The 24,461-nt window shown below is 72.7% G+C and carries 21 protein-coding genes; 5 read left to right on the top strand and 16 right to left on the bottom strand.

Annotated elements, in window-relative coordinates; genetic code table 11:
* Positions 1 to 69: 69 nt before the first annotated feature.
* Positions 70 to 2,292: a hypothetical protein gene (locus MDN94_RS21285; protein WP_482727475.1), complete on the bottom strand. Its 2,223-nt coding sequence runs from the start codon at positions 2,290 to 2,292 to the stop codon at positions 70 to 72.
* On the bottom strand, positions 2,289 to 3,002 hold the full coding sequence (locus MDN94_RS21280; protein WP_482727474.1) for an ABC transporter ATP-binding protein: 714 nt from the start codon (positions 3,000 to 3,002) through the stop codon (positions 2,289 to 2,291). Before MDN94_RS21280 ends, MDN94_RS21285 begins: the two co-directional genes overlap by 4 nt.
* A 697-nt stretch (positions 3,003 to 3,699) precedes the next feature.
* Here MDN94_RS21280 and MDN94_RS21275 point away from each other — a divergent pair.
* Entirely contained in the window at positions 3,700 to 4,026 is a 327-nt protein-coding gene (locus MDN94_RS21275) for a hypothetical protein (RefSeq protein ID WP_482727473.1), read from the top strand.
* A 165-nt stretch (positions 4,027 to 4,191) separates the two neighbouring features.
* Here the strand turns inward: MDN94_RS21275 and MDN94_RS21270 are convergent, their stop codons facing one another.
* From MDN94_RS21270 to MDN94_RS21240, 7 genes are all read right to left on the bottom strand, one after another.
* Positions 4,192 to 5,034: a helix-turn-helix transcriptional regulator gene (locus MDN94_RS21270; protein ID WP_482727472.1), complete on the bottom strand. Its 843-nt coding sequence runs from the start codon at positions 5,032 to 5,034 to the stop codon at positions 4,192 to 4,194.
* Positions 5,035 to 5,462: 428 nt separating this feature from the next.
* Positions 5,463 to 6,722, bottom strand: a complete 1,260-nt coding sequence (locus tag MDN94_RS21265) for an ABC transporter substrate-binding protein (protein ID WP_482727471.1) — start codon at positions 6,720 to 6,722, stop codon at positions 5,463 to 5,465.
* Entirely contained in the window at positions 6,719 to 7,792 is a 1,074-nt protein-coding gene (locus MDN94_RS21260; RefSeq protein WP_441261967.1) for a branched-chain amino acid ABC transporter permease, read from the bottom strand. Before MDN94_RS21260 ends, MDN94_RS21265 begins: the two co-directional genes overlap by 4 nt.
* Positions 7,793 to 8,003: 211 nt before the next feature.
* Positions 8,004 to 8,894 (bottom strand): branched-chain amino acid ABC transporter permease, encoded by an 891-nt coding sequence (locus MDN94_RS21255; protein WP_005309543.1) that lies wholly within the window; start codon positions 8,892 to 8,894, stop codon positions 8,004 to 8,006.
* On the bottom strand, positions 8,891 to 9,685 hold the full coding sequence (locus MDN94_RS21250) for an ABC transporter ATP-binding protein (RefSeq protein ID WP_441261649.1): 795 nt from the start codon (positions 9,683 to 9,685) through the stop codon (positions 8,891 to 8,893). Before MDN94_RS21250 ends, MDN94_RS21255 begins: the two co-directional genes overlap by 4 nt.
* A complete protein-coding gene (locus tag MDN94_RS21245; RefSeq protein WP_482727470.1) occupies positions 9,682 to 10,482 on the bottom strand; it encodes an ABC transporter ATP-binding protein in 801 nt (266 codons plus the stop codon). Before MDN94_RS21245 ends, MDN94_RS21250 begins: the two co-directional genes overlap by 4 nt.
* A gap of 572 nt (positions 10,483 to 11,054) precedes the next feature.
* Positions 11,055 to 12,188, bottom strand: a complete 1,134-nt coding sequence (locus MDN94_RS21240; RefSeq protein ID WP_482727469.1) for a glycerate kinase — start codon at positions 12,186 to 12,188, stop codon at positions 11,055 to 11,057.
* 108 nt (positions 12,189 to 12,296) lie between these two features.
* On the opposite strand from MDN94_RS21240, the gene MDN94_RS21235 reads away from it, so the two are divergent.
* On the top strand, positions 12,297 to 12,791 hold the full coding sequence (locus MDN94_RS21235; protein ID WP_482727468.1) for an NUDIX domain-containing protein: 495 nt from the start codon (positions 12,297 to 12,299) through the stop codon (positions 12,789 to 12,791).
* Positions 12,792 to 12,807: 16 nt separating this feature from the next.
* Here MDN94_RS21235 and MDN94_RS21230 read toward each other — a convergent pair whose 3' ends face one another.
* Complete coding sequence (locus tag MDN94_RS21230) at positions 12,808 to 13,008, bottom strand: type II toxin-antitoxin system VapB family antitoxin (protein ID WP_189464463.1); 201 nt, start codon at positions 13,006 to 13,008, stop codon at positions 12,808 to 12,810.
* 147 nt (positions 13,009 to 13,155) lie between these two features.
* Here MDN94_RS21230 and MDN94_RS21225 point away from each other — a divergent pair, with 147 nt between their 5' ends.
* Complete coding sequence (locus MDN94_RS21225; RefSeq protein WP_482727467.1) at positions 13,156 to 13,902, top strand: SIR2 family NAD-dependent protein deacylase; 747 nt, start codon at positions 13,156 to 13,158, stop codon at positions 13,900 to 13,902.
* On the opposite strand, the gene MDN94_RS21220 is transcribed toward MDN94_RS21225, so the two are convergent.
* The 4 genes from MDN94_RS21220 to MDN94_RS21205 form a co-directional block, all read right to left on the bottom strand.
* Entirely contained in the window at positions 13,821 to 14,396 is a 576-nt protein-coding gene (locus tag MDN94_RS21220) for a methylated-DNA--[protein]-cysteine S-methyltransferase (protein ID WP_482727466.1), read from the bottom strand. The genes MDN94_RS21225 and MDN94_RS21220 overlap by 82 nt on opposite strands.
* Before the next feature lie 15 nt (positions 14,397 to 14,411).
* Positions 14,412 to 15,887, bottom strand: coding sequence for an AlkA N-terminal domain-containing protein (locus tag MDN94_RS21215; protein WP_482727465.1), 1,476 nt, complete (start codon positions 15,885 to 15,887; stop codon positions 14,412 to 14,414).
* Positions 15,888 to 15,969: 82 nt separating this feature from the next.
* On the bottom strand, positions 15,970 to 16,503 hold the full coding sequence (locus MDN94_RS21210) for an O-acetyl-ADP-ribose deacetylase (protein ID WP_482727464.1): 534 nt from the start codon (positions 16,501 to 16,503) through the stop codon (positions 15,970 to 15,972).
* Positions 16,504 to 16,726: 223 nt separating this feature from the next.
* Positions 16,727 to 18,142: a phytoene desaturase family protein gene (locus MDN94_RS21205; RefSeq protein WP_482727463.1), complete on the bottom strand. Its 1,416-nt coding sequence runs from the start codon at positions 18,140 to 18,142 to the stop codon at positions 16,727 to 16,729.
* 87 nt (positions 18,143 to 18,229) lie between these two features.
* Between MDN94_RS21205 and MDN94_RS21200 the strand changes: the two genes are divergently transcribed.
* Positions 18,230 to 19,039 carry a nucleotidyltransferase domain-containing protein gene (locus tag MDN94_RS21200; RefSeq protein WP_482727462.1) on the top strand — a complete coding sequence of 270 codons (810 nt, stop codon included), beginning with the start codon at positions 18,230 to 18,232 and terminating at the stop codon, positions 19,037 to 19,039.
* 357 nt (positions 19,040 to 19,396) lie between these two features.
* Here the strand turns inward: MDN94_RS21200 and MDN94_RS21195 are convergent, their stop codons facing one another.
* Both MDN94_RS21195 and MDN94_RS21190 read right to left on the bottom strand, forming a co-directional pair.
* The gene (locus MDN94_RS21195; RefSeq protein WP_482727461.1) at positions 19,397 to 20,215 is read right to left on the bottom strand and encodes an inositol monophosphatase family protein; all 819 of its coding nucleotides are present in this window, start codon (positions 20,213 to 20,215) and stop codon (positions 19,397 to 19,399) included.
* Positions 20,216 to 20,256: 41 nt separating this feature from the next.
* A complete protein-coding gene (locus MDN94_RS21190; RefSeq protein ID WP_482727460.1) occupies positions 20,257 to 22,038 on the bottom strand; it encodes a gamma-glutamyltransferase family protein in 1,782 nt (593 codons plus the stop codon).
* A 169-nt stretch (positions 22,039 to 22,207) separates the two neighbouring features.
* Between MDN94_RS21190 and MDN94_RS21185 the strand changes: the two genes are divergently transcribed.
* The gene (locus MDN94_RS21185) at positions 22,208 to 24,397 is read left to right on the top strand and encodes a DUF1996 domain-containing protein (protein ID WP_482727459.1); all 2,190 of its coding nucleotides are present in this window, start codon (positions 22,208 to 22,210) and stop codon (positions 24,395 to 24,397) included.
* Positions 24,398 to 24,461 lie beyond the last annotated feature (64 nt).

Below are 24,461 nucleotides of genomic sequence, written 5' to 3'. Positions count from 1 at the left end.
GCATGCGGAAACGCTCAGGTCAAGGTCGCCTCGGTTGCACGTCCTTGGAGGCCGGGCCGGGAGCGGCGTCTAGGCCCGCCAGGCGCGGGCCTGCTGTCCGGCGCTCCGGGCGGCCCACAGCCCCATCACGGCGGACACGGCGAGCACCACTGAGACGGCGGTCGCCATGAGGTCCCAGGGGACGTAGTAGGCCATTCCCGGCCGGGCGACGGGTCGTGCGGTCCAGGCAGCGACGACGCAACCCGCCGACGCGGCGAGCGCCGGCGGCGCGACGATCGTCCAGGCCGCGCAGCTGCGGAAGACGCGGTACCCGCCGGTCAGCGGGGCCATCGCCCGGCCCTGGCGCAGGAACTCGGCCCTGCCGCCGAGGCCGACGGCGAGCACGAGGATCCCCGTCCCCAGCACACCGAACAGCCGGGTCCACCGGCCCTGGTCCCGGTCCGGAATGCCGTCCGCCAGCCACTCCTCCCCGGGGAAACGGACCTGGGCGCCGCGAGGATAGGCCCGGTAGGAGGATTCCTTGAGAGCCGCGACGGCAGGGACGCCCCCATCGGCCCTCACCACCGCCAGGGTGTTGGCGCTCCGCACGATCTGCTCGGCCAGCTCGGCGTGGTCGGCCCGGACGACCTTCAGATAGGTGCCGCCCTCCGTGTTCCAGCGGAGCAACTGCTGCAGGCGCCGATCGAGAGCGACATCGACGCGGGCCGGTGCGGGCGAGCACGGCAGCCGAAGGCTCTCGAGAGCGACACATCCGCCGCTGATGGTGACGGGGCCGTCAGCGGCGGTGCGGGGAGGCGCGACGACGACCGGCACATCGCCGTCGGGAAACGACTCGAGATAGGCGGCGGCCTCCCCGGCGGAGACCGTCCCCCTGGGGCCGATCTCGGCCACATCCCTCTCGGCGGCGCCGAGGATCTTCTCCATTTCTGCGTGGTAGGTCCCGAACATCGCCTGCCAGGCGAGGGCCTGCATGAAGACGATCAGCGCAACGGTCACACCGGTGATCAGACGGGCCGTGGCCGCCGGGCAGCGGCTGATACGGCGGCCCGCGATCAGGGCACCGGCCCACCCTCGCTGTCGCCCTGCCCGCTCCAGGCTTCCCCCGAGCCCGGCCGCGACGACTGAGGTTGCGGCCGGCAGGGTGAGTACGACGAGGGCAAGGCCGATCCAGCTGATCCATGCCCGGTTCTGCGTACTGTCGCCGGCGAGTTCCGGACCGCGGCTTGCGAGCAGGATCGCCGGCGCGCAGAGAACCGCGAGGTACCGCTGTCGGCGTGGCCTGCTCGCGCCGGCGGGCCGGGTCCCCTCACCCCTGCTGGACAGACGGTCGCTGATGACGGCGAGGGCGAGCGCCGTCACGATGACGGCCACGGGAGTGAGCAGTACCGGCCAGCCGTGCCGACGCACGTCGGCGGACGACATCACGTAGCCGACGAACGGGACCCGGACGTCGACGTACGCGGCCACGGCGAAGAACGGCATCGACGCGAGGGCTCCCCACGTCACCGGTCGCACCGCCTCGCCCACGGCGATCAGGGCGCGGTCGCGCCTGAGTCCTCCCAGTGCGTCGACCAGGGCGCCCCTGCGGTCCCGCCCATGTGCCCCGGCACGGAGTGCGGTGAACAGGAGCACGAGACTCGGTACGAGCAGCAGGCCGATGACGAGGCCGTGGAACATCCACTCCGGCTTGTCGTTGTCGCGTCCCGTTCCGGCCTGCAAGCCTTCAGCCGGTATGCCTGCCTTCGGCCCGAATCCGACGACGGCCTCGATCGGCGCCTCGGGCTTCATGCCCTTGGCGGGCCTGACATAGGCGAGCCACTCCCCCGGGTCGTCCAACCCCTCCTGCCCGATCGTGCCCGAGAGCTTTGCGTAACGCTCGGCGATCCCCTCCGCGGCGCCGGCTGCCAGCAGACCGGGGGACAGAACGGCCTCGCCCGGCCCCGGCCAACGATCCACGCCTGGAGGAAGTGGGGCATCGGGCGTATGCGGCGCGATGAAGACGACGCTGAAACTCCGCTGCCCTTTCAGCGCGTCCGAGCCGACCAGCCACAACGTGGCCCCGGTTGCCGGTGATTGCTCCGCCTGCTGGGCCGGCGTCCTGGCGTCACGCCGCAGTTCCTTGCCGGCATAGGAGGCGTGGACCATCGCCAACAGGCCGAGGCACAGTGCGACGGCGAAGGCCGAGAGCGCCAGGGCCGCGGCCCTGGTTCCGGCCGCCTGCGAGCGTCGACCCGCGTCGCGCCCTGTACGGAGCAGCTGAAGTGACAGGCGGCCATGTCTCGCCCCGTTCACGCCTCCACCGCTTCCCGCACCGGGGCAGGAACCAGCAGACCGGCCTCGAGACGCAGCACCCGGTCCGCCCGTGCGGCAACCTCGGCATCGTGCGTCACCAGCACCAGACCGCACCCGCGCCGCCGAGGGACATCGAAGAGCAGCTCCGCGATGCGGGCAGTGGCGTCAGGGTCGAGGGAGCCGGTGGGCTCGTCGGCCAGGATCAGCTCGGGCGAGTTGATCAGCGCACGGGCCACCGCTGTCCGCTGAAGCTCGCCTCCGGAGAGTTCCTCCGTCGTCTCGGCCCTCGGAACGCGTAGTTCGTCCAGCAGTTCCTGCGCCTGGCGGTACCCGCCGGCCCGGTCGGAACGCGACAACAGCGCCGCCAGCGCCACGTTGTCCAGCGGGCTGAGTTCGGGCAGCAGCTCCCCGAACTGGAAGACGGTGCCGATCGTCTCGCTGCGCAGCTTCGCGATCCGCTTGCCCCGCAGCTTGGTCACTTCCGCACCGGCGACCCTGATGCTTCCGCCGTGCGGCGTGATCAGACCGAGGATCGACGAGAGCAGCGTGCTCTTGCCCGAGCCGCTCGGACCCGTGATCGCCACCGACTCGCCGGCACGGACAGTGAGCCGCAGGCCCTTGAACAGGGTCCGGTTCCGGACCGAGTAGTTCAAATCCTTGATGTGGAGTACTGGGTCGGGCGCGTGCCCGGTGTCGGAGTTGTTGCTCACGTGATGTGCCCTCGGGTAGCTGTTGCCGCGTCACCGTGCGACGTCGCGGTGGCGCTGCAGGGCAGAGGCGAACCCCCTGTCCCGCGGATGGCGGGCTTTTCCGGCGAGCATGAAACAGCGCCCCCGTGAATCGTCCCCCGTGGCGCGAGAGAGGTCAGCCTCTCGCGATCAGTGCCGATATTAGGCGAAGGCGATCAACACGCAAAAGAAAGCAACCCAGTTACCCTCGGCCTGTGCACGTTTGCGCCACAATGGCAATCGGACCTCAGGATCTCGATGGGTTTCCATTGCCCGGTGAAGCGGAGTCGGGCCGACCGAAACGGTGCGCATGAGCCCGGGCCTGTGATGTGCGACACGCTGATTTGCCTGCTGCGCAAGCCTCTTGACGGTGCGACAGCCACCGCGGACCGCCAGGAATGCCTCAACCGCCGGCCCGGAGAAGGATCGGTACGACCTGCCGAGGAGCGCTGATCCGAGCCCCCGGAATGTGCGCTTGCCTGCCGTCTGCTTTGGCATGTGATCTTGCACTGGTTCGCGAGGAAAACCTTTTCTCGTTTCCATGTGGGCCCTACGAATCGAAGCCGCTCGGCCTGACCTGCCTCGCGTTGCTCTCCCCATGGATGCGTCATATCTGAGGGCCTTCATCGTGCTGACCGCCAATCGCGGCTGTTGCTTGCTGCGTCAAAGGGGAGAAGTCATGCAGATATCCAGGAACGCCAAGAAGGCCGCCATGGCCGTTGCCATGCTCGGCGCCGTCGCGGGGGCATCGCCGGCCTACGCCGACGCCGGCGAAGACGTCACGTCCAGGCTCAACCACCACACCAACCCGAACATCCACATCTCTTACGCCTACAGCTGGCAGCCGTCCGGCAACAAGAACGTTGCCGTGCGCGACGAGAGGGGGACGGCAACGCCGTCTACTCGGAGTTCGACCGCAAGAACACCAAGGGCCTGCGCCTTTGGAACACGAAGGGCCAGGGAGAGACCACCTACAGCGACTCCTCCACGAGCAACTACGTCGTGAAGGTCACCGCTTGCGTGCAGTACGACCTGACCCCGGACAAGTGCGGCCCTGACGACCGGCCCGGCGACGGACGCTGATCGCACATCCCGTGCGGCACCTCCTGATCGTGTCGAGGCCCGGATGACTTCCGCATCCGGGCCTCGCCCGTTGCACGCGCCGGCGCCCTCACCCGCTGCACGCGGGCGCCGGTACGTCGCGCGGGACGTCCGGGTCGAGCAGGCCGAGCCGCTGCGCGTGCAGCACGGCGCTGAGACGGTCCGGAGCCTCCAGCTTCCGGTAGATGCTCTGCAGATGCTTGTGCACGGTCCGCACCGACACGTGCAGTCGACGGCCGATGGTCTGCGCGGGCAGGCCCTCGGCGAGCAGCCGCAGGACCGCGGTCTCCCGCGGGGTGAGGCCGAGGTCGGCCGTCCGCGCGTCGGACGGGCATGCCGCACCGCGGTCTCCGCCCGCCATGCCCGGCACCGCGTAGCCGCTGAGCAGTTCGTGCTGGGCCGCGGCCGCGCGCAGCAGCGGCTGGACGGCCGCCGCGTACCGCAGGGCCCGCTCGTCGAAGTCGGGGCCGGCGCGGTGGATCAGGAAGCCCCGCACCGGGTGGCCCCGGCCGGGCAGGGGCAGGCCCAGCATGTGATCGGTCCCGAGGCACTGGCGGAGGACGCTCGCGGTCTCGCTGTTCCGCCACCGGGCGCCGGTGAGCTGGGCCGCCGTTCGGGGTGCGCGGTCCTGCCCGGTGCCGTAGTGCCCGGCGAAGGGGTAGCCCGCGCGGATGAGGCGTACGGCCCGGCGCGAGGGGACGTCAGCCGCGCTGCCCGCGCCTCTTCGCCACGCCCGCACGGGCCCGTCGTCCGCGGCCCACTCGGAGTCCTTGGCGACCACCACGTCCCCGCCGAGCGCGCGCATCAGTTCCTCCGCCACAGCACGCCACAGATGATTCGGGTCCCTGGTCTCCAGGAGACTCACGGCCAGTTCCAGCATGCGTGCGTAGTCGTTTTCTGCCGGGTCGGACATCCCTCTGCCTTTCGCGTCCCTCTGCCTGGGCAGAGGGCGCCACGCGGCGATCGAGCGTGGCGTACGGAGCAGCTTGCCGTAGCGGAGCGGACCGTGGCCAGCGGATGTCCGGCCGTCAATACGTACTTGTCCCCATGGCGAGGGTGAGCCGGCTCGGCGATAGTTCTGGCGGGGTCGGCGCGCCGGCGGTCCGCCACGGGGGTTCGGACCGAAGGCGGCGGGCCTCCCCCGCGACCGTAGATGTGCGGTTCGCCGCCTCCGGCGACCTGTAGGTGCCGCCCGCGGCGTCGACCGGGGGCGGGCACGATCGTTCCCTACGGCGAGAACTCCCCGTCGCGGTGGCCGTAGCCGTCGCCACGGGACGCCCTCGCCCCTCGCCCCCATGAGCCGGGGGACGAGGGGCGAGCGGCGAGCGGCGTTGTGACGGGCTACGACGCCGACGGCTGGAAGGACTTGGCCGCCTCCGACGCCGTCCCCGGCCGGACCACCTTCAGGCCGCCCGGCACGGACTTGTCCGGCTTCATGATGAAGCTCTCACGGGTGGACGGCGCCGCCGGATCCGAGAGGTCGTGGGTGATACCGAAGTCGCTCTTGTACGCGTTGAGCGTCAGCAGCGCCTTGTCGACGCCCTCCCGCGTCAGATCCTTGTCGGCGCACGCCTTCTTCAGCGCCTCGCCGAAGACCGTCGCCGCCGTGTAGCCGGCGACCACACCGTTGTCGAGCCCGTCCTTCGGGTATTCGGCCGCGTACTCCTTGGCCAGCTTCGACGGCCCGGGCTCCGGCGCGCCGATCGGGAGCGTGGAGGAGGCGATGTAGAAGTCCTTGGCGAGCGCCGGACCAGCCGGCGTCGCCAGCAGCTGGGGCGCGAACGCGGAGTTGTTGCCGACGATCGGGACGTTGAAGCCGCCCGCCGCCGCCACACCGGCCAGGGACGCCGCCTGCCGGGGACCCGCGCTGAGCAGGATCGCCTTGACGCCGGCCTTCTTCAGGGCCGCGACCTGCGCCGACATGTCGTTGTCGGTCGGCTTGATCTTCTGCTCCACGACCGTGAGGCCCGCCTTCCGGGCCGCGTACTTGGAGCCGGCAAGCGCGTTCTCGCCGTAGTCGCCCTCGAAGAAGACGTGACCGATCTTGTCGCCCTTGGCGATGCGCTTCTCGGCGAGGAGGTAGTCGACGGCGTTGATCGTCTCGACGTCGTACGTGGCGCCGAGGACCCGGACGTACGGGCTGCCCAGCAGGCTCGCGGACCACGCCTGGGGCAGTACGAGCCCCTTGTCCTGGCCGTTGACGCGCTCCTTGACCGCCGCGACGAACGGCGAGCCGATGAACTGCGCGAAGCCGAGCACCTTCGGCTCCAGCTCGGTGTAGCCGGCGACGGCCTTCTGCGGGTCGTAGCCGTGGTCGCGGACCGTCAGCTCGATCTTCCGGTCGCAGATGCCGCCGGCCGCGTTGGTCTGCTTCGCCCACAGCTGCTGGGCCTGGGTGACGCTCTTGCCGAGGGACGCGTACACGCCCGTCATGTCGGTGAGCACACCGAGCGTGATCGCCTTGTCCGTGACCCCCTTGTCGGTCTTGACTCCCCCGGCGCCGTTGGTGTCACCGTCGCCGCTGGTGGCCTTGCTGCTGCAACCGGCCGTCACCGTCAGCGCGAGGACGGCGAGGACCGCCGCGTACGTTCTTGACTTCATTTCTTCTCCCGAGGGGACGGAACGAGGCGGGTGAGTCCGCCGGGCAGGAACAGCACGACCGCGACGACAGCCGCGCCGTACAGATAGCGGGAGGCCTCCCCGGGGGACACGCCGCCGGTGCCCGGTGCGGAGACCAGGGGCAGGGCGTCGCTCCAGCGAGTGAGGACCTGGGGGAGCAGCGAGACGAAGATCGCGCCGACGACGGCTCCCGCGACCGAGCCGAGACCGCCGATGACGATCATGGCCAGGTACTCGAGGGAAAGGATCATGCCGAAGTACTCGGGCACGGTCCGCTGGAAGATCAGGGCCAGCAGGACGCCGGCGAGACCCGCGTACATCGAGGACAGGACGAAGACGGCGGCCCGGTAGCGGGCGACCGGCACGCCCATCACGCCGGCGGCGATGCGGTGGTCCCGCAGGGCGTTCATCGCCCTGCCGGGCCGGCCGCGAAGCACTCCGCGGGCGAAGAGGCCGCACACCAGGAGGGCGACGAGCGCGGCGTACCAGAGCTTCTCCATGGACTGGAACGGGACGGCGGCGACGAGGAGCTCGCTGTCGTCGAACTCGAATCCGAAGAGGGAGAGCGGGGGGACGGCGCGGCCGTTGAAACCGCCGGTCAGGTCACGGGCGTTGAACAGCACATGCTGGCCGACGAAGATCAGCGCGAGCGTGGCGATACCGAGGTACGCCCCGCGCAGCCGGCCTGCGATGGGGCTGAACACCCCGCCCGCCAGGCCCGCGAGGAGTACCGCGAGCACGGCCGCCAGCCACGTCGGCAGGCCGAGACCGGCCAACTCGTGTCCGCTCTCCACGTCATTGCCGCCGGCCAGGACGCAGTAGCCGTACGCGCCGATGGCAAGGAAGAAGGCGTGCCCCATGGAGAGCTGCCCCGTCGCGCCGGTGAGCAGGTTGATGCCGATGGCGCCGATCGCTGCGGCCATGGCGAAGAGGCCTGCCTGGAGCCAGAAGCGGTCGAGATAGAAGGGCAGCGCGAGGAGCAGGAGCGACAGGGCGCACCAGAGGTACGCGCGGGGGCGCCGCCATGGCGGCCCCTGCCGTACGCCGGTCACCCGGCCGGGAGGGGCGGCCTCTGACGCGGCCTTCGCGGGCTCCGCAACGCCGGGCGGTACGGGAGCGGTGTCGGCGGTCTTCGCCGGCGCGGCGGCCTCGCCCGACGGCGCGGGAACGGAAGGCTTCGCGGCCTCGCCCGACGGCGCGGGAACAGAAGGCTTCGCGGTCCCGACGCGCTCTGCGCCCTCGGCGGAGCCTGGGCGGTCGTTGTCAGACACGGGCGAGCTCCTTCGTGCCGAAGAGTCCGGCGGGCCGCGCCAACAGCACGAGCAGCATCACCAGATACGGGGCAAGGTCCCCGATCCCCCCGCCCAGGAATGTCAGTTCGCTCTGGTAGCCCGTCGCGAACGACTCCGTGACCCCGACGATCAGACCACCCGCCAGGGCACCCGTGGTCGAGTCCAGCCCGCCGAGGATCGCGGCGGGGAACGCCTTGAGGGCGGCGAGTGAGGTGGCCCGTTCCAGACCGGGCGTCGGGAAGACCGTCAGGAACAGCGCGGCGACGGCGGCGAGCGCGCCGGCGACCGCCCAGGCCGACATCGAGACCCGTCCGAGGCGTACGCCCATCAGCGCGGCCGTCTGCGGGTTCTCCGCCGCTGCCCGCATCGCCACACCCCAGGAGGTGTAGCGGAAGGCGAGCAGGAACGCCGTGATGAGGAGCGCGGCGGCGACGAACGCCGCGATCCGGGTCTGCGCGATCGTGATCTCGCCGAGGTTCACCACCCGGTCGCCCCAGGGGTCGCCGAGCGCCATCACGTCCGTGCCGATCAGCCGGGTGAGCTCGGTCGTCAGCAGGATGTCCACACCGATCGTGACGATGGCGAGGACGCTGTGGTCGGAACCCCGGTAACGGCGCATGACCAGGAAGTCGACGGCGGAGCCGACGACCGCCGCGCCCGCGATCCCGACGGCCAGCGCCGGCCAGAAGCCGAGGTCGTCGTGGAGGACGGCGGTGATGTAGCCGCCCGCGAGGAGCAGCGAGGCATGGGCGAAGTTGACGACCTCCGTCGCCTTGAAGATGACGACGAAGCCGAGGGCGATCAGCGCGTAGACGGAGCCGATGGACAGCCCGCCGAGGAGAAGTTCTGTGAACGTGGTCATGGCGTGGCCTCCGTACCGAGGTACGCCTGCACTACCGCCGGATCACCCTGTACCTCGGCGGGCGTGCCGCCCGCGATACGGCGTCCGAAGTCGAGCACGGTCACGGCGTCCGCGAGCCGCATCACCACCCCCATGTCATGTTCCACGAGCACGATCGATATACCGAGGCTGTCGCGGACGCCCGCGACGACCGCGGCGGTCTGCCGCCGTTCGTCGGCGGTCATGCCCGCGACGGGCTCGTCGAGGAGCAGGATCCGCGGCTCCATGCACAGGGCGCGGGCCAGTTCCACGAGTTTCTGCTTTCCGTAAGGGAGTTCACCGGCGGGCCGGTCGAGGTCGTCCGCGAGGCCGACGAACTCGGCGATCTCCGCGACGCGTTCGCGGTGCCGGCGTTCCTCGCGGGCCGCCGACGGCAGCCGCAGCCCCGCCGCGACGAACCCGGTACGAGTGAGCCGGTGCCGACCGAGCAGCAGGCTGTCGGCGACCGTCGCCCGGGGCGGCAGCGCGAGATTCTGGAAGGTACGGGCGACACCGAGGGCCGCGATGCGGTGCGGCGGCAGACCGGTCAGCTCGTCGTCGCCGAAGCGGACGCTGCCCTCCGTCGCCCTGTACACACCCGAGAGCACGTTGAACGTGGTGGACTTGCCGGCCCCGTTCGGCCCGATGACGGCGTGCACGCTGCCCGGCTCGACGGTGAAGGACACTCCGTCCAGTGCGGTGAGACCGGCGAAGCGGACCGTCACCTCCTCGACGACGAGCGGTGCGATCGCCGTGGTCGTCGTCGCGTTCATGCGGACCACCTCCGCAGTGTCGGCGCGGCGTGCTGCGCCTGCACGGCGTCCTGCGCGGCATCCTCGTCGACGACCCCGAGGTAGCGGCGACGGACCTCGTCCGATGCCGCCAGCTCGTCGGCCGGTCCCTCGAGCGCGACCTCGCCGACGTCCAGGACATAGGCCCTCGAAGCCAGTCGCAGGGCGATCGCCGCGTTCTGCTCCACGAGCATCACGGGCGTGCCCGCGGCGTTGATCTCCTTGATCGTCTCCGCGATCCGCGCCGCCATGAGCGGGGCGAGGCCCAGCGAGGGCTCGTCGAGGAGCAGCAGCCGGGGGCGCGCCATGAGCGCACGTCCCATCGCGAGCATCTGCTGTTCACCGCCGGACAGGAGACCGGCCTTCTGCTGGGCGCGGTCGGCCAGCACGGGGAACAGCTCGTGCACGCGGGCGAGCGCGGCGGCGGACTCCCGCCGTCCGCGCACCCCGAGCGTGCCGGCCCGCAGATTGTCCGCCACGGTCATCCGTGCGAAGACCTGGCGGCCCTCCGGCACCTGGACGACTCCGGCCGCCACGACCCGGGCGGCGCTGAGACCGTCCAGCGGACGGCCCTCGAAACTGATGCTTCCGGCGGTGACTTGCCCACGCTGGAACGGCAGTGTGCGTGACACCGCTCGCAGCAGGGTGGACTTGCCGGCGCCGTTGCCGCCGAGCACGGCGACGACGGCACCCTCGGGCACCTCGACGGAGACGTCCCGCAACGCCCGCACGGGCCCGTACCCCACGGACAGCGCCCGCACCTCCAACGCGGCGGCCATACGCAACCCCTTGTCCGGCTCGCCAACGGTCGGCTCGCCTCTCAGGGGCCAACACCAGCACCGGGCGGTGTGCGCGGTCCACGGCTGTCACGGGACTCGCTGCGCCTGACCAGCGGCGGGACAGCCACGTTGTGCACCGGCACAGCAGACACGCCGTGCTCCGGTGGCGTGGCGCTGCGCGGGGCACGTGTCGGTCTTCGGGCGAGGCCCGGCCGAGGTGGCGTGCTGTACGGGCAGTGCCGCCCCAGGGGGCGGCGGGCCGGGCCGCAGGACCTCACCCGGCGCGAAGCTGCCGCCCTGGTGGGGGCACAGGCCCCATACCCTCCCCGTCCCTGGGAGAGGGGCCCGTGGGGGGCGGGCCCTCATCACGACCGGGATCCGTCCCGGCCCGGGCGCCGCCAGGAGATAACCGTCCCGAGCAGTGCCCAGCCGGGGCCGCAGGACCTCACGCGGCGCGAAGGTGCCGCCTGGGTAGGGGCGCCAGCCCTCTCCCTCCCCGGGAAGGGGGCCGGGGCCGGCGCCTGCCCCGGATTCGGGAAGGGGCGGGGTGGGGGAAGCGCGGCGGGGCGCGATCAGCTCAGGAAGTCGCGTGCGATCGACTCCGCCACGCCTTCCAGGAGGGGGCCCGCCTCGGACATGGACTTCGCCGGGTCCGGTTCGAGCGCCGACAAGGCGTACGCGCGGCGGATGCCCGCGTCGTCCAGCGCCTCCGGTGGGAGGGCCAGGCGGCCGCAGACCGCGACGACCTCGATGCCGCGGGCGCGGGCCGCCGCCGCGACGCCCGCCGGGGCCTTGCCGTGGAGGGTCTGCTCGTCGAGGGAGCCCTCGCCGGTGATGACGAGGGTCGCCCTCTCCAGCGCGGGGGCGAAACCGAGGACGTCGAGCATGACCTCGATGCCCGGCCGGAAGCTCGCGCCGAGCGCCACGAGTGCGCCGTAGCCGATGCCGCCGGCCGCGCCCGCGCCGGGCGAGTCCGCGTGTCCGGGGCCGAGGACGGACGCGTAGTGCGCGAGGGCCTCGTCGAGGAGGGCCACGTCGTCCGGCGTGGCGCCCTTCTGGGGCCCGTACACTGCCGGCGCGCCCTTCGGCCCCGTCAGTGGGTTGTCGACGTCGCTGGCCAGGATCAGGTCGACGTCCTTGAGGCGGGCGTCGAGACCGGACAGGTCGGCCGTCGCCAGTTCGCGCAGGCCTCCCCCGCCGGGTGGCACCGGCGCTCCGGAGGCGTCGAGGAAGCGTGCGCCGAGCGCGGCTAGCATTCCCGCGCCGCCGTCGGTGGTGGCGCTGCCGCCGACACCGAAGACGATCGTGCGCGCGCCCGCGTCGAGCGCGGCGAGCAGGAGTTCCCCGGAGCCGTACGTCGTGGCCGTCAGCGGCGCGAAGACGCCGGCCGGCAGGTGCTGGAGGCCGGAGGCCTCAGCCATCTCGACCACCGCCGTGCCGTCCCGGAGGGCGTACGCCGCGGTCAGTGACTCCCCGCGCGGCCCCGTGACCCGCACCTCGCGGCGTTCGAAGCCCGCGGCGACCGCTGCCGCGACCGTGCCGTCGCCGCCGTCGGCGACGGGCAGGGCCTCGACCTCCAGCCCGGGCAGGACCCGCCGCAGGCCGGCCGTCACCCGCTCCGCGACCTGTACGGCCGTGAGCGAGCCCTTGAACTTGTCAGCCGCGACGAGCACCCGCGCGGGCTGAGTAACTGCTCCGTCCGTCACCTTGCATCCCTTGCTATCGAACAGGCAGTCGCGCCGCCCCGACCTTATCGGCAGCACCGGAGGGCATGCCAGTCCCGCTGGAACGCCATGTGTCCTACGCTGCGTGCCGTGACCACCTCCGATTACGCCGCGTACATCGCTTCCCTGCCCCGCGTACTCGCCGGGGCCGCGATGCTGCTGCGGAACGACGAGGGCCTCGTGCTGCTGGTGGAGCCCAATTACCGCAAGGGCTGGACGCTCCCGGGCGGCACCATCGAGTCCGATCGGGGCGAGACCCCGCGCGAGGCCGCCCGGCGGGAGACGGCGGAGGAGATCGGGCTCGACGTCGAGCCGGGAGCGCTGCTCGTGGTCGACTGGGTGCCGGGCGAGGGCCGGCCGCCGATCACCGCGTACGTGTACGACGGCGGTGTGCTCACGGAGGCACGTCTCAAGACGATCCGGCTCCAGGAGGAGGAACTGGTCTCCTGGCGGCTGGTGGCCAGGGACGACCTTCCCCGGTATCTGCTCGGTTCCCTCGGGCACCGGGTCCGGGCCGCCCTCGACGCGCTGGAGGCGGGGACCGGGACGGTCGAGCTGGTCAACGGGCTGCCGCCCGTGTCCTGACCGGTCGCCCCGCAGGTCACGCCTGGGGATCCGGCGGCTGGACGTCGCGCTTGCCCTGGGGCTCGTCGCGGGCGGCCACGCGCGCCTCCGTGCGGTGGCCCCGCGCGATGTAGTCGCGCACGACCAGCTCGACGGCGTCCTGCGGACTGCCCACGCCCGCCAGCACCATGACCTCGACGACGAGTTCGGCATCCAGACTGATCGTGACCTTGGCCATGGGCGGGACGGTAGCACCGGCGCGCGAACCGTTCGCCACCGGTGGCGCCGTCTGCGTACATTCGGACATATGACAGCCCCCGCGATCCGGGCGCGGCTTCGGCAGGCGCGGTTGTGAGGGGACGCCGGCACTCCACGGAGCAGAGCAATGGCAGAAGCGACCTCGCGCCATGACCGGCCCCTCGTCGCCATCCTCAGTGGCGCCGGCGTCTCCACCGATTCCGGGATCCCTGACTATCGCGGGCCCAACGGGCTGTGGCGGCAGGATCCGGAGGCGCAGAAGCTCGTCACGTACCAGTACTACATGGCTGATCCGGAGATCCGGCGGCGGTCGTGGCAGATGCGGCGCAAGAACCGGACGCTGAACGCCGAGCCGAACGCGGCGCACCGGGCGGTCGTCGACCTCGAGCGGTCCGGGGTACCGGTGCGGGTGATCACGCAGAACGTGGACGGCCTGCACCAGCTCGCCGGGCTGCCCGCCCGCAAGGTCCTCGAACTGCACGGCAGCGCACGGAGTTTCGTGTGCACCAAGTGCCATGCGCGCGGACGGATGGAGGACGCCCTCGCCCGTGTGGAGGCCGGTGAGGACGACCCGCCGTGCCTGGAGTGCGGCGGGATCCTGAAGTCGGCGACCGTGATGTTCGGCCAGCGCCTCGACCCGGCGGTACTGGGTCAGGCCGTCGCGGTCACCAAGGCCTGCCAGGTCTTCGTCGCCGTCGGCACCAGCCTCCAGGTCCAGCCGGCGGCGGGCCTCGCAGGCATCGCGGCCGAGCACGGGGCCCGGCTGATCGTCGTCAACGCCGAGCCGACGCCTTACGACGAGCTGGCCCACGAGGTTGTACGGGAGCCCATCGGGACGGCGCTGCCGGCGCTGCTGGAGCGGCTGGCGGGCTGAAAGAGCGCGTCGTCGAAGCCGCCGCGTTCGAACGTGAGCAGCCGCTGCTTGCGGTCGAGGCCGCCGCCGTAGCCGATGAGGCTGCCGGACGAGCCGATGACGCGGTGGCAGGGCACGATGATGCCGATCGGGTTCTTGCCGTTGGCGAGACCCACGGCGCGGGACGCTCCCCGGTTGCCGAGGTTCTCCGCGAGTTCGCCGTAGGTGCGGGTCTGCCCGTACGGGATCCGGCACAGCTGCTCCCACACGCTGCGTTGGAAGGGTGTCCCCGACAAGTGCATCGGCAGGTCGAACTCGGTGAGTTCGCGGGCGAAGTAGGCGTCGAGCTGGCGGATCGTCTCGCCGAACGGCCGCTCGTCCTCCTCGCCGAAGGTCTCCTCCGCGGGGCGGTGTCGCTGCTCGGTCATGTACAGCCCGCTGAGCACGCCATCGGTGGCGACGAGGGTCAGCGGGCCGTACGGGCTGTCGACGACGGTGTGCTGCCGGGTCGTCATGTCCGTTCCGTCTCCTTACGCGGGAAGATGGTTGATGGGGTGGTCGTCCGATGCCCACAGGTACTGGACCGCGTAGGCCCGCCACGGCCGCCAGGCGGCCGCGCGTGCGGTGAGGGCGGCGGGCGTGGACGGCAGGCCGAGTGCGGCCGCGGCGCGCCGCATGCCGAGGTCGGTGGGAAGGAAGGCGTCGGGATCGCCGAGGGCACGCATCGCGATGACCTCCACGGTCCAGGGGCCGAAGCCCGGCAGGCCGGCGAGTTGGGCGCGCGCCTTGTCCCAGTCGCTGCCGGGGTCGAGCTTCAGCGTGCCGTCCGCGAGGGCGGCGACGAGCGTGGTCAGGGTCGCCCGGCGGCTGCGGGGCAGCGCCAGGGCCTCCGGGTCGAGTGACGCCAGCGCCTCCGGCGCGGGGAAAAGGTGGGTCAGGCCACCCTCCGGGTCCTCCACGGGCACGCCGTGTGCCCGGACGAGGCGGCCCGCGTGGGTGCGGGCGGCGGCCGTGGAGACCTGCTGGCCGAGCACGGCCCGTACGGCGAACTCGGCCGCGTCGACCGTGCGCGGCACCCGTCGGCCGGGCGCCTTGCCGACCAGCGGCGCCAGCAGCGGATCGTCGCGCAACTGGTCGTCCACGGCGACCGGGTCGGCGTCCAGATCGAGCATCCAGCGGCATCGGCTGATCGCGATGGTGAGGTCGCGCGGGTCGGTCAGCGACAGCCGGCAGGCGATGTGGTCGGGGTGCGGGGCGAGGGAGACGATGCCGTGCCCGTACGGGAGGGTGAGCGTGCGCCGGTACGCGCCGTCCCGCCACTCCTCCACGCCGGGCACGCCGGTCGCCGCGAGATGCCCGAAGAGGTTGCCGGGCTCGAGCGGTGCGCGGTACGGGAGCCTGAGCGCGATGACGCCGGGCGTCGGCGTGGCAGCAGCCCGCCCGCGGGCGGCCCTCGCCCGCAGCTCGCCCGGGGCGAGCGCGAAGACCTCGCGGACGGTGTCGTTGAACGTGCGGATCGAGGAGAAACCCGCCGCGAAGGCGACCTCCGCCATCGGTATCGGCGTCGTCTCGATGAGCAGCCGCGCCGTCTGCGCGCGCTGCGCCCGGGCCAGGGCCAGCGGCCCCGCGCCGAGCTCGGCGAGCAGCTGGCGCTCGACCTGCCGGGTCGAGTAGCCGAGCCGGGCCGCCAGGCCGGGCACGCCCTCACGGTCGACCACACCGTCCTGGATGAGCCGGACCGCCCGCGCGACGGCGTCGGCGCGGGCGTTCCATTCTGGCGAGCCGGGGCTGGTGTCGGGACGGCACCGCTTGCACGCCCGGAAACCTGCCTGCTGGCAGGCGGCGGCGCTCGGGTAGAAGACCATGTTCTCGGCCTTCGGCGGCACCACCGGGCAACTGGGACGGCAGTAGATCCGGGTGGTCAGCACGGCGGTGAAGAACCATCCGTCGAACCGCGCGTCCTTGGAACGGACGGCGCGCACGCATCGCTCGGTGTCGGTGTGCATGCCTCAAGGATGGCGGGTGTCGGGGACGGGTGGCTGGCAGGAATCCGACATCAGCGTCCGGCTGCCTGGACCTCGGCGCGGCTCAGGCGGGGGATGAGAGGGCCGATTCGAAGGCCGCGTAGGCGCCGTCGTCGAACAGGACGAACCGCACCTCTTCGACCGGCGCCGCGGCGGCCTCGCGAACGGTTTGGACGGCGATCCTGGCGCCGTCGTCCATGGGCCACCCGTAGATGCCCGTGGAGATCGCCGGGAACGCCACGGTCCGCGCGCCCAGCTCCGCCGCGACGCGCAGCGATTCGCGGTAGCAGGAGGCGAGCAGCCCCGAGCGGTCCTCGGAGGCGCTGTGGACCGGCCCGACGGTGTGGATGACGTGCTCCGCGTCAAGGCGTCCGGCCGTGGTGGCGACGGCCTGCCCGGTCGGGAGCCCCTTGCCGTAGTGGGAGGCACGCAGGGCCCTGCACGCGGCGAGGATCTCGGGACCGCCCTTGCGGTGGATCGCGCCGTCGACTCCCCCGCCGCCGAGCAGCGAGGAGTTGGCGGCGTTGACGATCGCGTCGGCGTGCTGCTCGGTGATGTCACCGCGGACGAGGGTGACGGTCGGAGCATTCTGGGTCATGGACCCATCATCGTTCCCCACACCGGCCCTTCACGATCCGGCCCGCGCGAGCCGCTTGCGGGGCCTGCCCGCTCGTCGGCGACGGCGCGAGGCACGCGTCGTTCGGTCATGACACGCGCAGCGAGCGGCTCACCGGTGAGAAGGCAGGCGCGCGGCCGGTGTTTCGGCGGACGGGTGGCGTCGACGAGGGGGCGCTGCGCGCTCGCTCAGGCTCGGCCTTCCGTCAGCGCTGCCGCAGCCGGCGCCACACCGCCTTGGCGGCGTGGTGGCCCGACATACCGTGGACGCCGGGGCCGGGCGGGGTCGCCGAGGAGCAGATGAAGACGGCGGGGTGGGCGGTCGCGTAGGGGACACGGGCCAGCTTGGGGCGGATGACGGTCTGGAGCCCGGAGAAGGCGCCGCACGCGATGTCACCGCCGACGTAGTTGGCGTTGCGAGCGGCGATCTCGGGAGGGCCGGCGACGGCGCGGGCGAGGACCAGATCGCGGAAGCCCGGTGCGAAGCGCTCCAGTTGGCGTTCGACGACCTCGGTCGCGTCGCCTTCCCAGCCGGCCGGGACATGGCCGTACGCCCACAGGACGTGCTTGCCTTCGGGCGCCCTGGTCGGGTCGGTCACGCTCGGCTGGGCGGTGATGAGGAACGGGACCTCGGGGGGCCGCCCGGAGACGGCCGCGCCGAGGGCGCTCTCGATCTCGGCCGCCGTGGGGCCGATGTGCACGGTCCCCGCGGCCCTGGCCTCCTTGGCCTGCCACGGCATCGGCCCCGACAGCGCGTAGTCGATCTTGAACGCGGAGGCGCCGTACCTGTAGCGCCAGTACGCCTGGCCGAGCCCGGCGATCCTGGCGAGCGCGGTAGGTGAGGTGTCGAAGACGTACGCCCGGGCCGGCGGGAGCTCGTCGAGGCGCCGCACCGCGCTGCCCGTGTGGATGGTGCCGCCCTGGGAGCGCAGGTAGGAGGCGAGGGCGTCAGAGATGGCCTGCGAGCCGCCGCGCGGGACGGGCCAGCCGACCTCGTGCGCGGCCAGCGCGAACAGCAGGGCGACTCCTCCGGTGGCGATGCCGCTGGTGGGGGCGATGGCGTGCGCGGCGAGCCCGGCGAACAGACCGCGGGCCTTCTCGCCGCGGAAGCGGCGGGCGAGCATGCTCGCGGGCCGGATCGCGTCCAGGCCGAAGCGGACGTAGCGGTACGGGTCGATGGGCAGCCCGTCCCAGGGCGTGCGCAGGAAGTCCGCCGCGATGCCGTCCCAGTGGCCGAGGTAGGGCGCGAGGAGGCGGCGGTACGCGCCTGCGTCCGCCGCGCCCAGAGACATGGCGCTCTCGCCGACCGAGCGGCTGAGCACGGCCGCCGTGCCGTCCGGGAACGGATGGGCGAGCGGCAGTTCGGGGTGCAGCCAGGTCAGGCCGTGCCGCTCGAGGGGCATCGCGCGGAAGGCGGGCGAGCCGACGCCGAGCGGGTGGACGGCGGAACACGGGTCGTGGCGGAAACCGGGGAGGGTCAGTTCCTCCGTCCTGGCACCGCCACCGACGGTGTCCATGGCTTCGTGGACGGCGACCGAGAAGCCGCGGCGGGCCAGTTCGACCGCGGCGGTCAGCCCGTTGGGGCCGGCTCCCACGACGACGGCATCGAACATCGACGGCACCTTCGGACTCCTTCGTCAGCCGACGGCCAAGAGACCCAAGGATATTCCCGGGCACCGTCATCGCGGGCGGAGTACCGTCCGTGCGCGATGAACAACACCATCGAAGATATGGCGGCGCGGCTCGCCGAGGTGCCCGGTGTGCGTGCGGTCGCGCTCGGCGGCAGCCGCGCTCGGGGCACCCACCGGCCCGACTCCGACTGGGATCTCGGCGTCTACTACCGGGGCGAGGTCGACGTCGCCGCCCTGGCGGCCCTGGCGTCGGACGTGGCGGGAGAGCCGGTGGAGGTGGCCGGGCCCGGCGGCTGGGGGCCGTGGGTGAACGGCGGCGCGTGGCTCTCGGTGAACGGCGTGGCGGTGGACTGGATCCTGCGGGACCTCGACCGGGTGGAACGGGTCCGGGCGGAGTGCTGGGCAGGGCGGTTCGAGACGGGCGTCCAGCCGGGGCACCCGCTGGGCTTCTGGTCGCCCGCGTACGTGGGTGAGGTCGCGCTGTGCCGCGTACTGGTCGACCCGGCGGGCGAGTTGACGGCGCTGCGGGAGCGGACACAGGGGTATCCGGAGCCGTTGCGCCGCGCACTGGTCGACGCGGCGTGGGAGGCGGACTTCTCTGTGGCCGCCGCGGCGAAGTCCGCCGGGGCGGCGGACACGCTGCATGTGGCGCTGTGCCTGTCACGTGCGTTCGGGGTGCTGGTGCAGGCCGTGCACGCCGACCACCGGGTGTGGTGCCTCAACGAGAAGGGCGCGTTGGCGACGGCCGCGGCGCTCCCGGGCATGCCCGCGGACTTCGCCGCCCGCGTGTCCGCGGCCCTGACCGGCCTGGACCCGGCCGCGGTGGCGTCCGCGGACACGCTGGTCCGGGAGACCAGGACCCTGCTCGCCGCGGACGCCCCGGCCTGAGACGGGCCGGCCGACGGGGTCGGGTTCCGCCTTGCCGTCGGGCCGGCCTTGCGTCGGCGCGCAGGCGGGCTTCGGACGGAGCCGTTCTCCGACGGAGCAGGCGGGAGCGGCATCAGCCTTGCGGGACGGCCGCAGGCAGCCGGCCTTGCGAGCAGGGCCGGCTGCCTGCGGCCCGAAGCGGACAGACGGCCCTTCGGGCGGGCCCGGAAGCGTCGCCCGGCGCGCGGTCGACCGAACGTGGGCGACCGCGCGCCCGCCCGGTCGGGGCCCCGGTCGGGGCTCGGCCGGGCGGTCCGGACCCGGCGGGGTCCGGACGGGACCCGGCGGGTCCGGGTGCCGGGGCCGTGGCCCGGCGCGTCAGGTAAGGAGTTCGCGGATCCGCCGGGCCGTGGCCTCGTCGCGGGCCGCCGTGAACGGGAGGACGTTGGGGCCCGTCACGCGGAAGGGCTCGCCGGCGACGGTGAGATGCGCGCCCCCCGCCTCCGTCACCAGGAGCAGACCGGCCGCGTGGTCCCACGCGAGCTCCCAGGAGAAGGCCACCGCGTCCAGGCCGCCGCGTGCGACGTCCAGGTATTCGAGGCCCGCCGAGCCGCAGGGCCTGGCCTCGACGCCGGGCTCTGCCAGCCCGAGCAGCGCGCGCTTCTGCTCCGGGGTGGTGTAGTCGGGATGGGACATCGCGACTCGCAGCACCGAGCCGGGAGCGGGCGAACCGGACCTCAGCGGCTCGCCGTTGAGCCGGGCGCCGCCACCGCGCACGGCGACGGCGAACTCGTCGAGCACCGGCGCGTACGTCCACGAGGCAAGCAGTTCGCCGCGCACCGCGAGCGCGACGAGCGTGCAGAACCCGGGCTCGCCGCGCACGAACTGGCGGGTGCCGTCGACCGGGTCGACGATCCACACCGGCGCGTCGCCGTGCAGTGCGTCGGCGACGGCCGGGTCCGCGTGCACAGCCTCCTCGCCGACGACGACGGAGCCCGGCACGAGCGCCGTGAGCGATGCGGTGAGGTGCTCCTCCGCGCTGCGGTCGGCGATCGTGACGAGGTCGTGCGGGCCCGTCTTCTCGTCGACCTCGTGCGCGGCGAGCCGGCGGTAGCGCGGCACGATCTCGGCGGCCGCCGCCTTGCGGACCGCCTCCTCGACATCGGACAGATCCCCGGTCAGAAAGTCATCGATCATGTCCTCAGACAATCATGCCCGGCCGACATCGAGGGAGGCGGTCAGCGTCCCACCGCGTAACCCTGCATTCCCCTGGGGTTCGCCGCCGCGGAGAGCACTCCTGTGCTGGGGTCGCGTGCGACCACGCAGAGTCTGCCCTCCGACCAGGGCCCGCCCACGGTGACGTCGTGTCCGCGCTCACGCAGCCCGGCGACCACCTCCGGGGGCGTGCGGGATTCGACGGTGACGCTGCCGGGCCGCATCCCGCGCGGGTAGAACGAGCCGGGGAAGGCGTCGTTGTGCCAGTTGGGAGCGTCGACGGCGCCCTGCAGGTCGTATCCGCCGCGCACCGGGGGCCGCAGCGCGACGGCCAGGAAGAAGTGCAGCTGCCACTGGTCCTGCTGGTCGCCGCCCGGGGTGCCGAACGCCATCACGGGCATGCCGTCGCGCAGCGCCAGCGAGGGCGTCAGGGTGGTGCGCGGGCGGCGGCCGGGCGTGAGGGAGTTCGGCAGGCCCGGCTCGAGCCAGGTCATCTGGAGTCGCGTGCCGAGCGGGAAGCCCAGCTCCGGCACCACGGGATTGGACTGCAGCCAGCCGCCGCTGGGGGTGGCCGCGACCATGTTGCCCCACCGGTCGACGATGTCGAGGTGGCAGGTGTCGCCCTGGACCGCGCCGTCCCGTGCGACGGTCGGCTCCCCCGCGCCCAATGCGCCGGCGCCGTCGTCCAGCACGTCGGCGGCGCGGGGGCTCATGACGGTGGTGCGTCCGCCGGGGCTGCCGGGCCGCAGGTCGTAGGAGGCCTTGTCGCCGACGAGCGCGCGGCGGGCCCTGTTGTAGGGCTCGGACAGCAGATCGCGGAGGGGGACCTCGGCCGCGTCGCCGTACCAGGCCTCCCGGTCCGCCATCGCGAGTTTGCAGCCCTCGACGAGCAGGTGGACGTACTCGGCGGAGCCGTAGGCGGGCAGTTCCGGCGGCAGCAGGGCCAGTTGCTGGAGGAACGCGGGCCCCTGGCTCCACCCGCCCGCCTTGCACAGGGTCCAGCCGTTCCAGTCGTAGGTGACCGGTGCCTCATACGTGGCCGACCACCCGGCCAGGTCCGCCGCCGTGAGGGTGCCGGTGTGGCGGGTGCCGCTGGTGTCCATGGTGGGCCGCCCGGCCTGGCGGACAAGCGCCTCGGCGATGAAACCGGTGCGCCACACCTCCCGCGCGGCCTCGATCTGCCCGATCCGGTCACAAGCGGCGGCCTCCGCCTCCGCGATCAGCCGCCGCCAGGTGGCGGCGAGGGCGGGGTGGCGGAACAGCGTGCCGGGGGCGGGGGCCTGCCCGCCGGGCAGGAACACCGCGGCGGACGAGGTCCATTCGGTCTCGAAGAGCCCCCGTACGGTCTCCACCGTCTCGCAGAGCCGCTCGACGGGAGGGTGTCCGTGCTCTGCGTAGCCGACGGCGTAATGCAGCACCTCGGCAAGGGACTTGGTGCCATGGTCGCGAAGCAGGACCATCCACGCGTCGAACGCTCCCGGTACGGCGGCGGCCAGAGGCCCGGTGCCGGGGACCGGTTCGAGGCCGAGCGAGCGGTACTGCGCGATCGTGGCCCCGGCGGGCGCGACGCCCTGGCCGCACAGCACGCGCACCTCGCCGCCGGCCGGCGCGACGATGACCGGCACCTCGCCGGCGGGCCCGCACAGATGCGGCTCGACGACGTGGAGCACGAACCCGGCGGCCACAGCGGCGTCGTAGGCGTTGCCACCCCGCTCGAGCACGGCCATCGCGGACTGCGAGGCGAGCCAGTGCGTGGAGGACACCATCCCGAAAGTCCCCTGGAGGGTCGGCCGGGTCGTGAACATAGGGCCCTCTCGCCTCGCTGTGCGTCCGGACCGACCAGAACCGCCCTGGTCGGGCGCGAGGTTCAGGCGGCTTTGAACACATCGCCCGTCCCACGCGTATGGAACTGGACGTGCCCCTTTCCGGACGCCGTCATGCCCCCACTTGACCATGCAGCAGATGGAGTTCTTCATGGGACGAACAACGCGAAGACGTCCGAGAGCCGGCAGACGCACGGCTGCCGCCTCGATCGCCCTCATCCTCGCCGGCGGCGGGCTCATCGCGGTCAACTCCTATGCCGCCGCCGGTGAGGGACAGGGTCCCTGGCCCAGCGGGGCCAGGCAGGAACAGCCGGGGACCCTCGGCTCAGGACCCGTGCCGGCGACGGTCAAGTGCCCGGAGGTCGCGAACGGGCTGCCGGACGTGCCGGAAGCGGCCAGGGCGGAGGTCGACCGCGAGCTGGCGACGATGGACAGCCAGATCACCGAGGCCTATCAGCGGTTCGCCGACGAGAGGGAACAGATCGAACGGGATCCGCAGTTCGCGCAGAACGCGATCCTCGGGCCCCTCCAGAGCAAGCGGGAAGCGGGCATCGACCGCATCGCGGAAGCCATCGGCCGGATCACCGGGCAACGGCCGCAGGATCTGCGGGCACTCGCTCCCTGCACCTTGCAGACCGACGGCGCGGACGGGGCCGACGGGGCCGGACCGGGCGCCGACGGCCAAGGCGACGGCGGACAGGACGGCGGCGGCGGACAGGGCGACGGCGGCGGACAGGGCGACGGGCAGAAAGACAACGGCGGCCAGGCCGGCAACGGCCCCGAGGCGTCCGACTTCGCCGACATCAGCACCGTGTCCCCGAACGTGCAGGATCCCCCGCGGCTGCGCGGCGCCTCCCGCGGCACGTTCACCACGGACTGCGGCGTCAACGCGAACGGCAAGTTCAACCCGGACAACGTCATCGTCGCTCCGGGAGTGAGCAACGGCGCCCACCACATGCACGACTACGTGGGCAACCAGGCCAACGACGCGTTCGCGTCTGACGAGGACCTCGCGGCGGGCGCGACGACGTGCCGCGACCAGGGCGACCGCTCGACGTACTACTGGCCCGTGCTGCGGCTCCAGAACGGTCAGGGAGAGGCAGACGCCCAGGCGGACGGCGGCGGCAAGGACAAGAACGTCGGCAGGATCCTGACCCCGTCGCAGGTGACGCTCGACTTCGTCGGCAACCCGCGCGGCAAGGTCACCGCCATGCCGCGCTTCCTGCGGATCATCACCGGGGACGCGAAGGCCTTCGTCAACGGCAATGCCAATGCCAACGCCTCCTGGAGCTGTACCGGCTTCGAGGACCGGCAGCTGAAGGACAAGTACCCGGTCTGTCCCCGGGGCAGCAAAGTGGTGCGCAGTTTCAGGTTCCAGAGCTGCTGGGACGGCCGGAACACCGACAGCGCCAACCACCGCACGCATGTGGCCTTCACGGACGCGAGCGGCCGTTGCCCGGGCGGCTTCATCCCCATTCCGCAGCTCGTCCAGCGGATCGTCTACGACGTGCCGCCGCCGGTCTTCGCGGGCGCGGCCGCCGCCGTCTTCGCGCTCGACTCGTTCCCCGAGCAGCTGCACAAACCGGTCACCGACCACGGTGACTTCATCAACGTCTTCGACGAGAAGCTCATGCGGGAGATGGTGAGCTGTCTCAACGAGGGGCGCCGCTGCGGCGCCGCCGATCCGGCGCAGGCACCGGGCGGCGACGGTCCGGAGCCGAAGGACGCCCCGGCGACGGCCACCGCCGCTCCGACCGGCTCGCCGGCGCCGGCCCAGTCGCGGCAGGAGCCGGAAGTCCCCGCGCGTCCCACCGCGCCCACCGCCGATCCGGTGCCGGCGCCCGAAGCCCCCGAAGAACCCGCGACGCACCCGGCACCGGCGGCGCCGACGGCGCCCGTGGCCGAGCAGCCCGCCGAACAGCCTGCCGAACAGCCCGCCACCGAGCAGCCCGCCGCCGAAAGGCCCGCGGTCGGGGCCGGGCAGGCGCCGGGAACACCCGATGCGGAACGGGCACGGCCCGAACCGGCAGAGGCACCCGCACAACCGGCCGCCCCCGGCGTGCCCGCCGACCGTGCCGCGCGCTCGACCGCGCAGGGCGAGCCGGCCCGCGCTGCCGACGGGCAGAGCCCCAAGGCCCCGGCCGGGACGACCGCCCCCGCCACGGCCAACGGGTCGGACGTCCCGGTGCCGAACGGTGACGCCGCTCCGCAGGCCGTGGCGGGCGGACTGGCCGAGACCGGCGCGCAGTTGTGGCCGTCGGCCGCCGGGGCCGTGCTGCTGATCGTGGGCGTCGTGCTGCTGCGGGCACGCAGCCGCCGCGAGGTCCCGCGTCACCGCTGACGCAGCGGCTGCCCGGCTTCCCGCTCCGAGAAGAGCGGGAAGCCGGGCAGCCCTGGCCGTCCAC

It is taken from the genome of Streptomyces sp. WAC00040, from assembly GCF_056835925.1.
The sequence above is the reverse complement of the archived record's forward strand: the minus strand, read 5'-3'. Positions and strand labels throughout refer to the sequence as shown.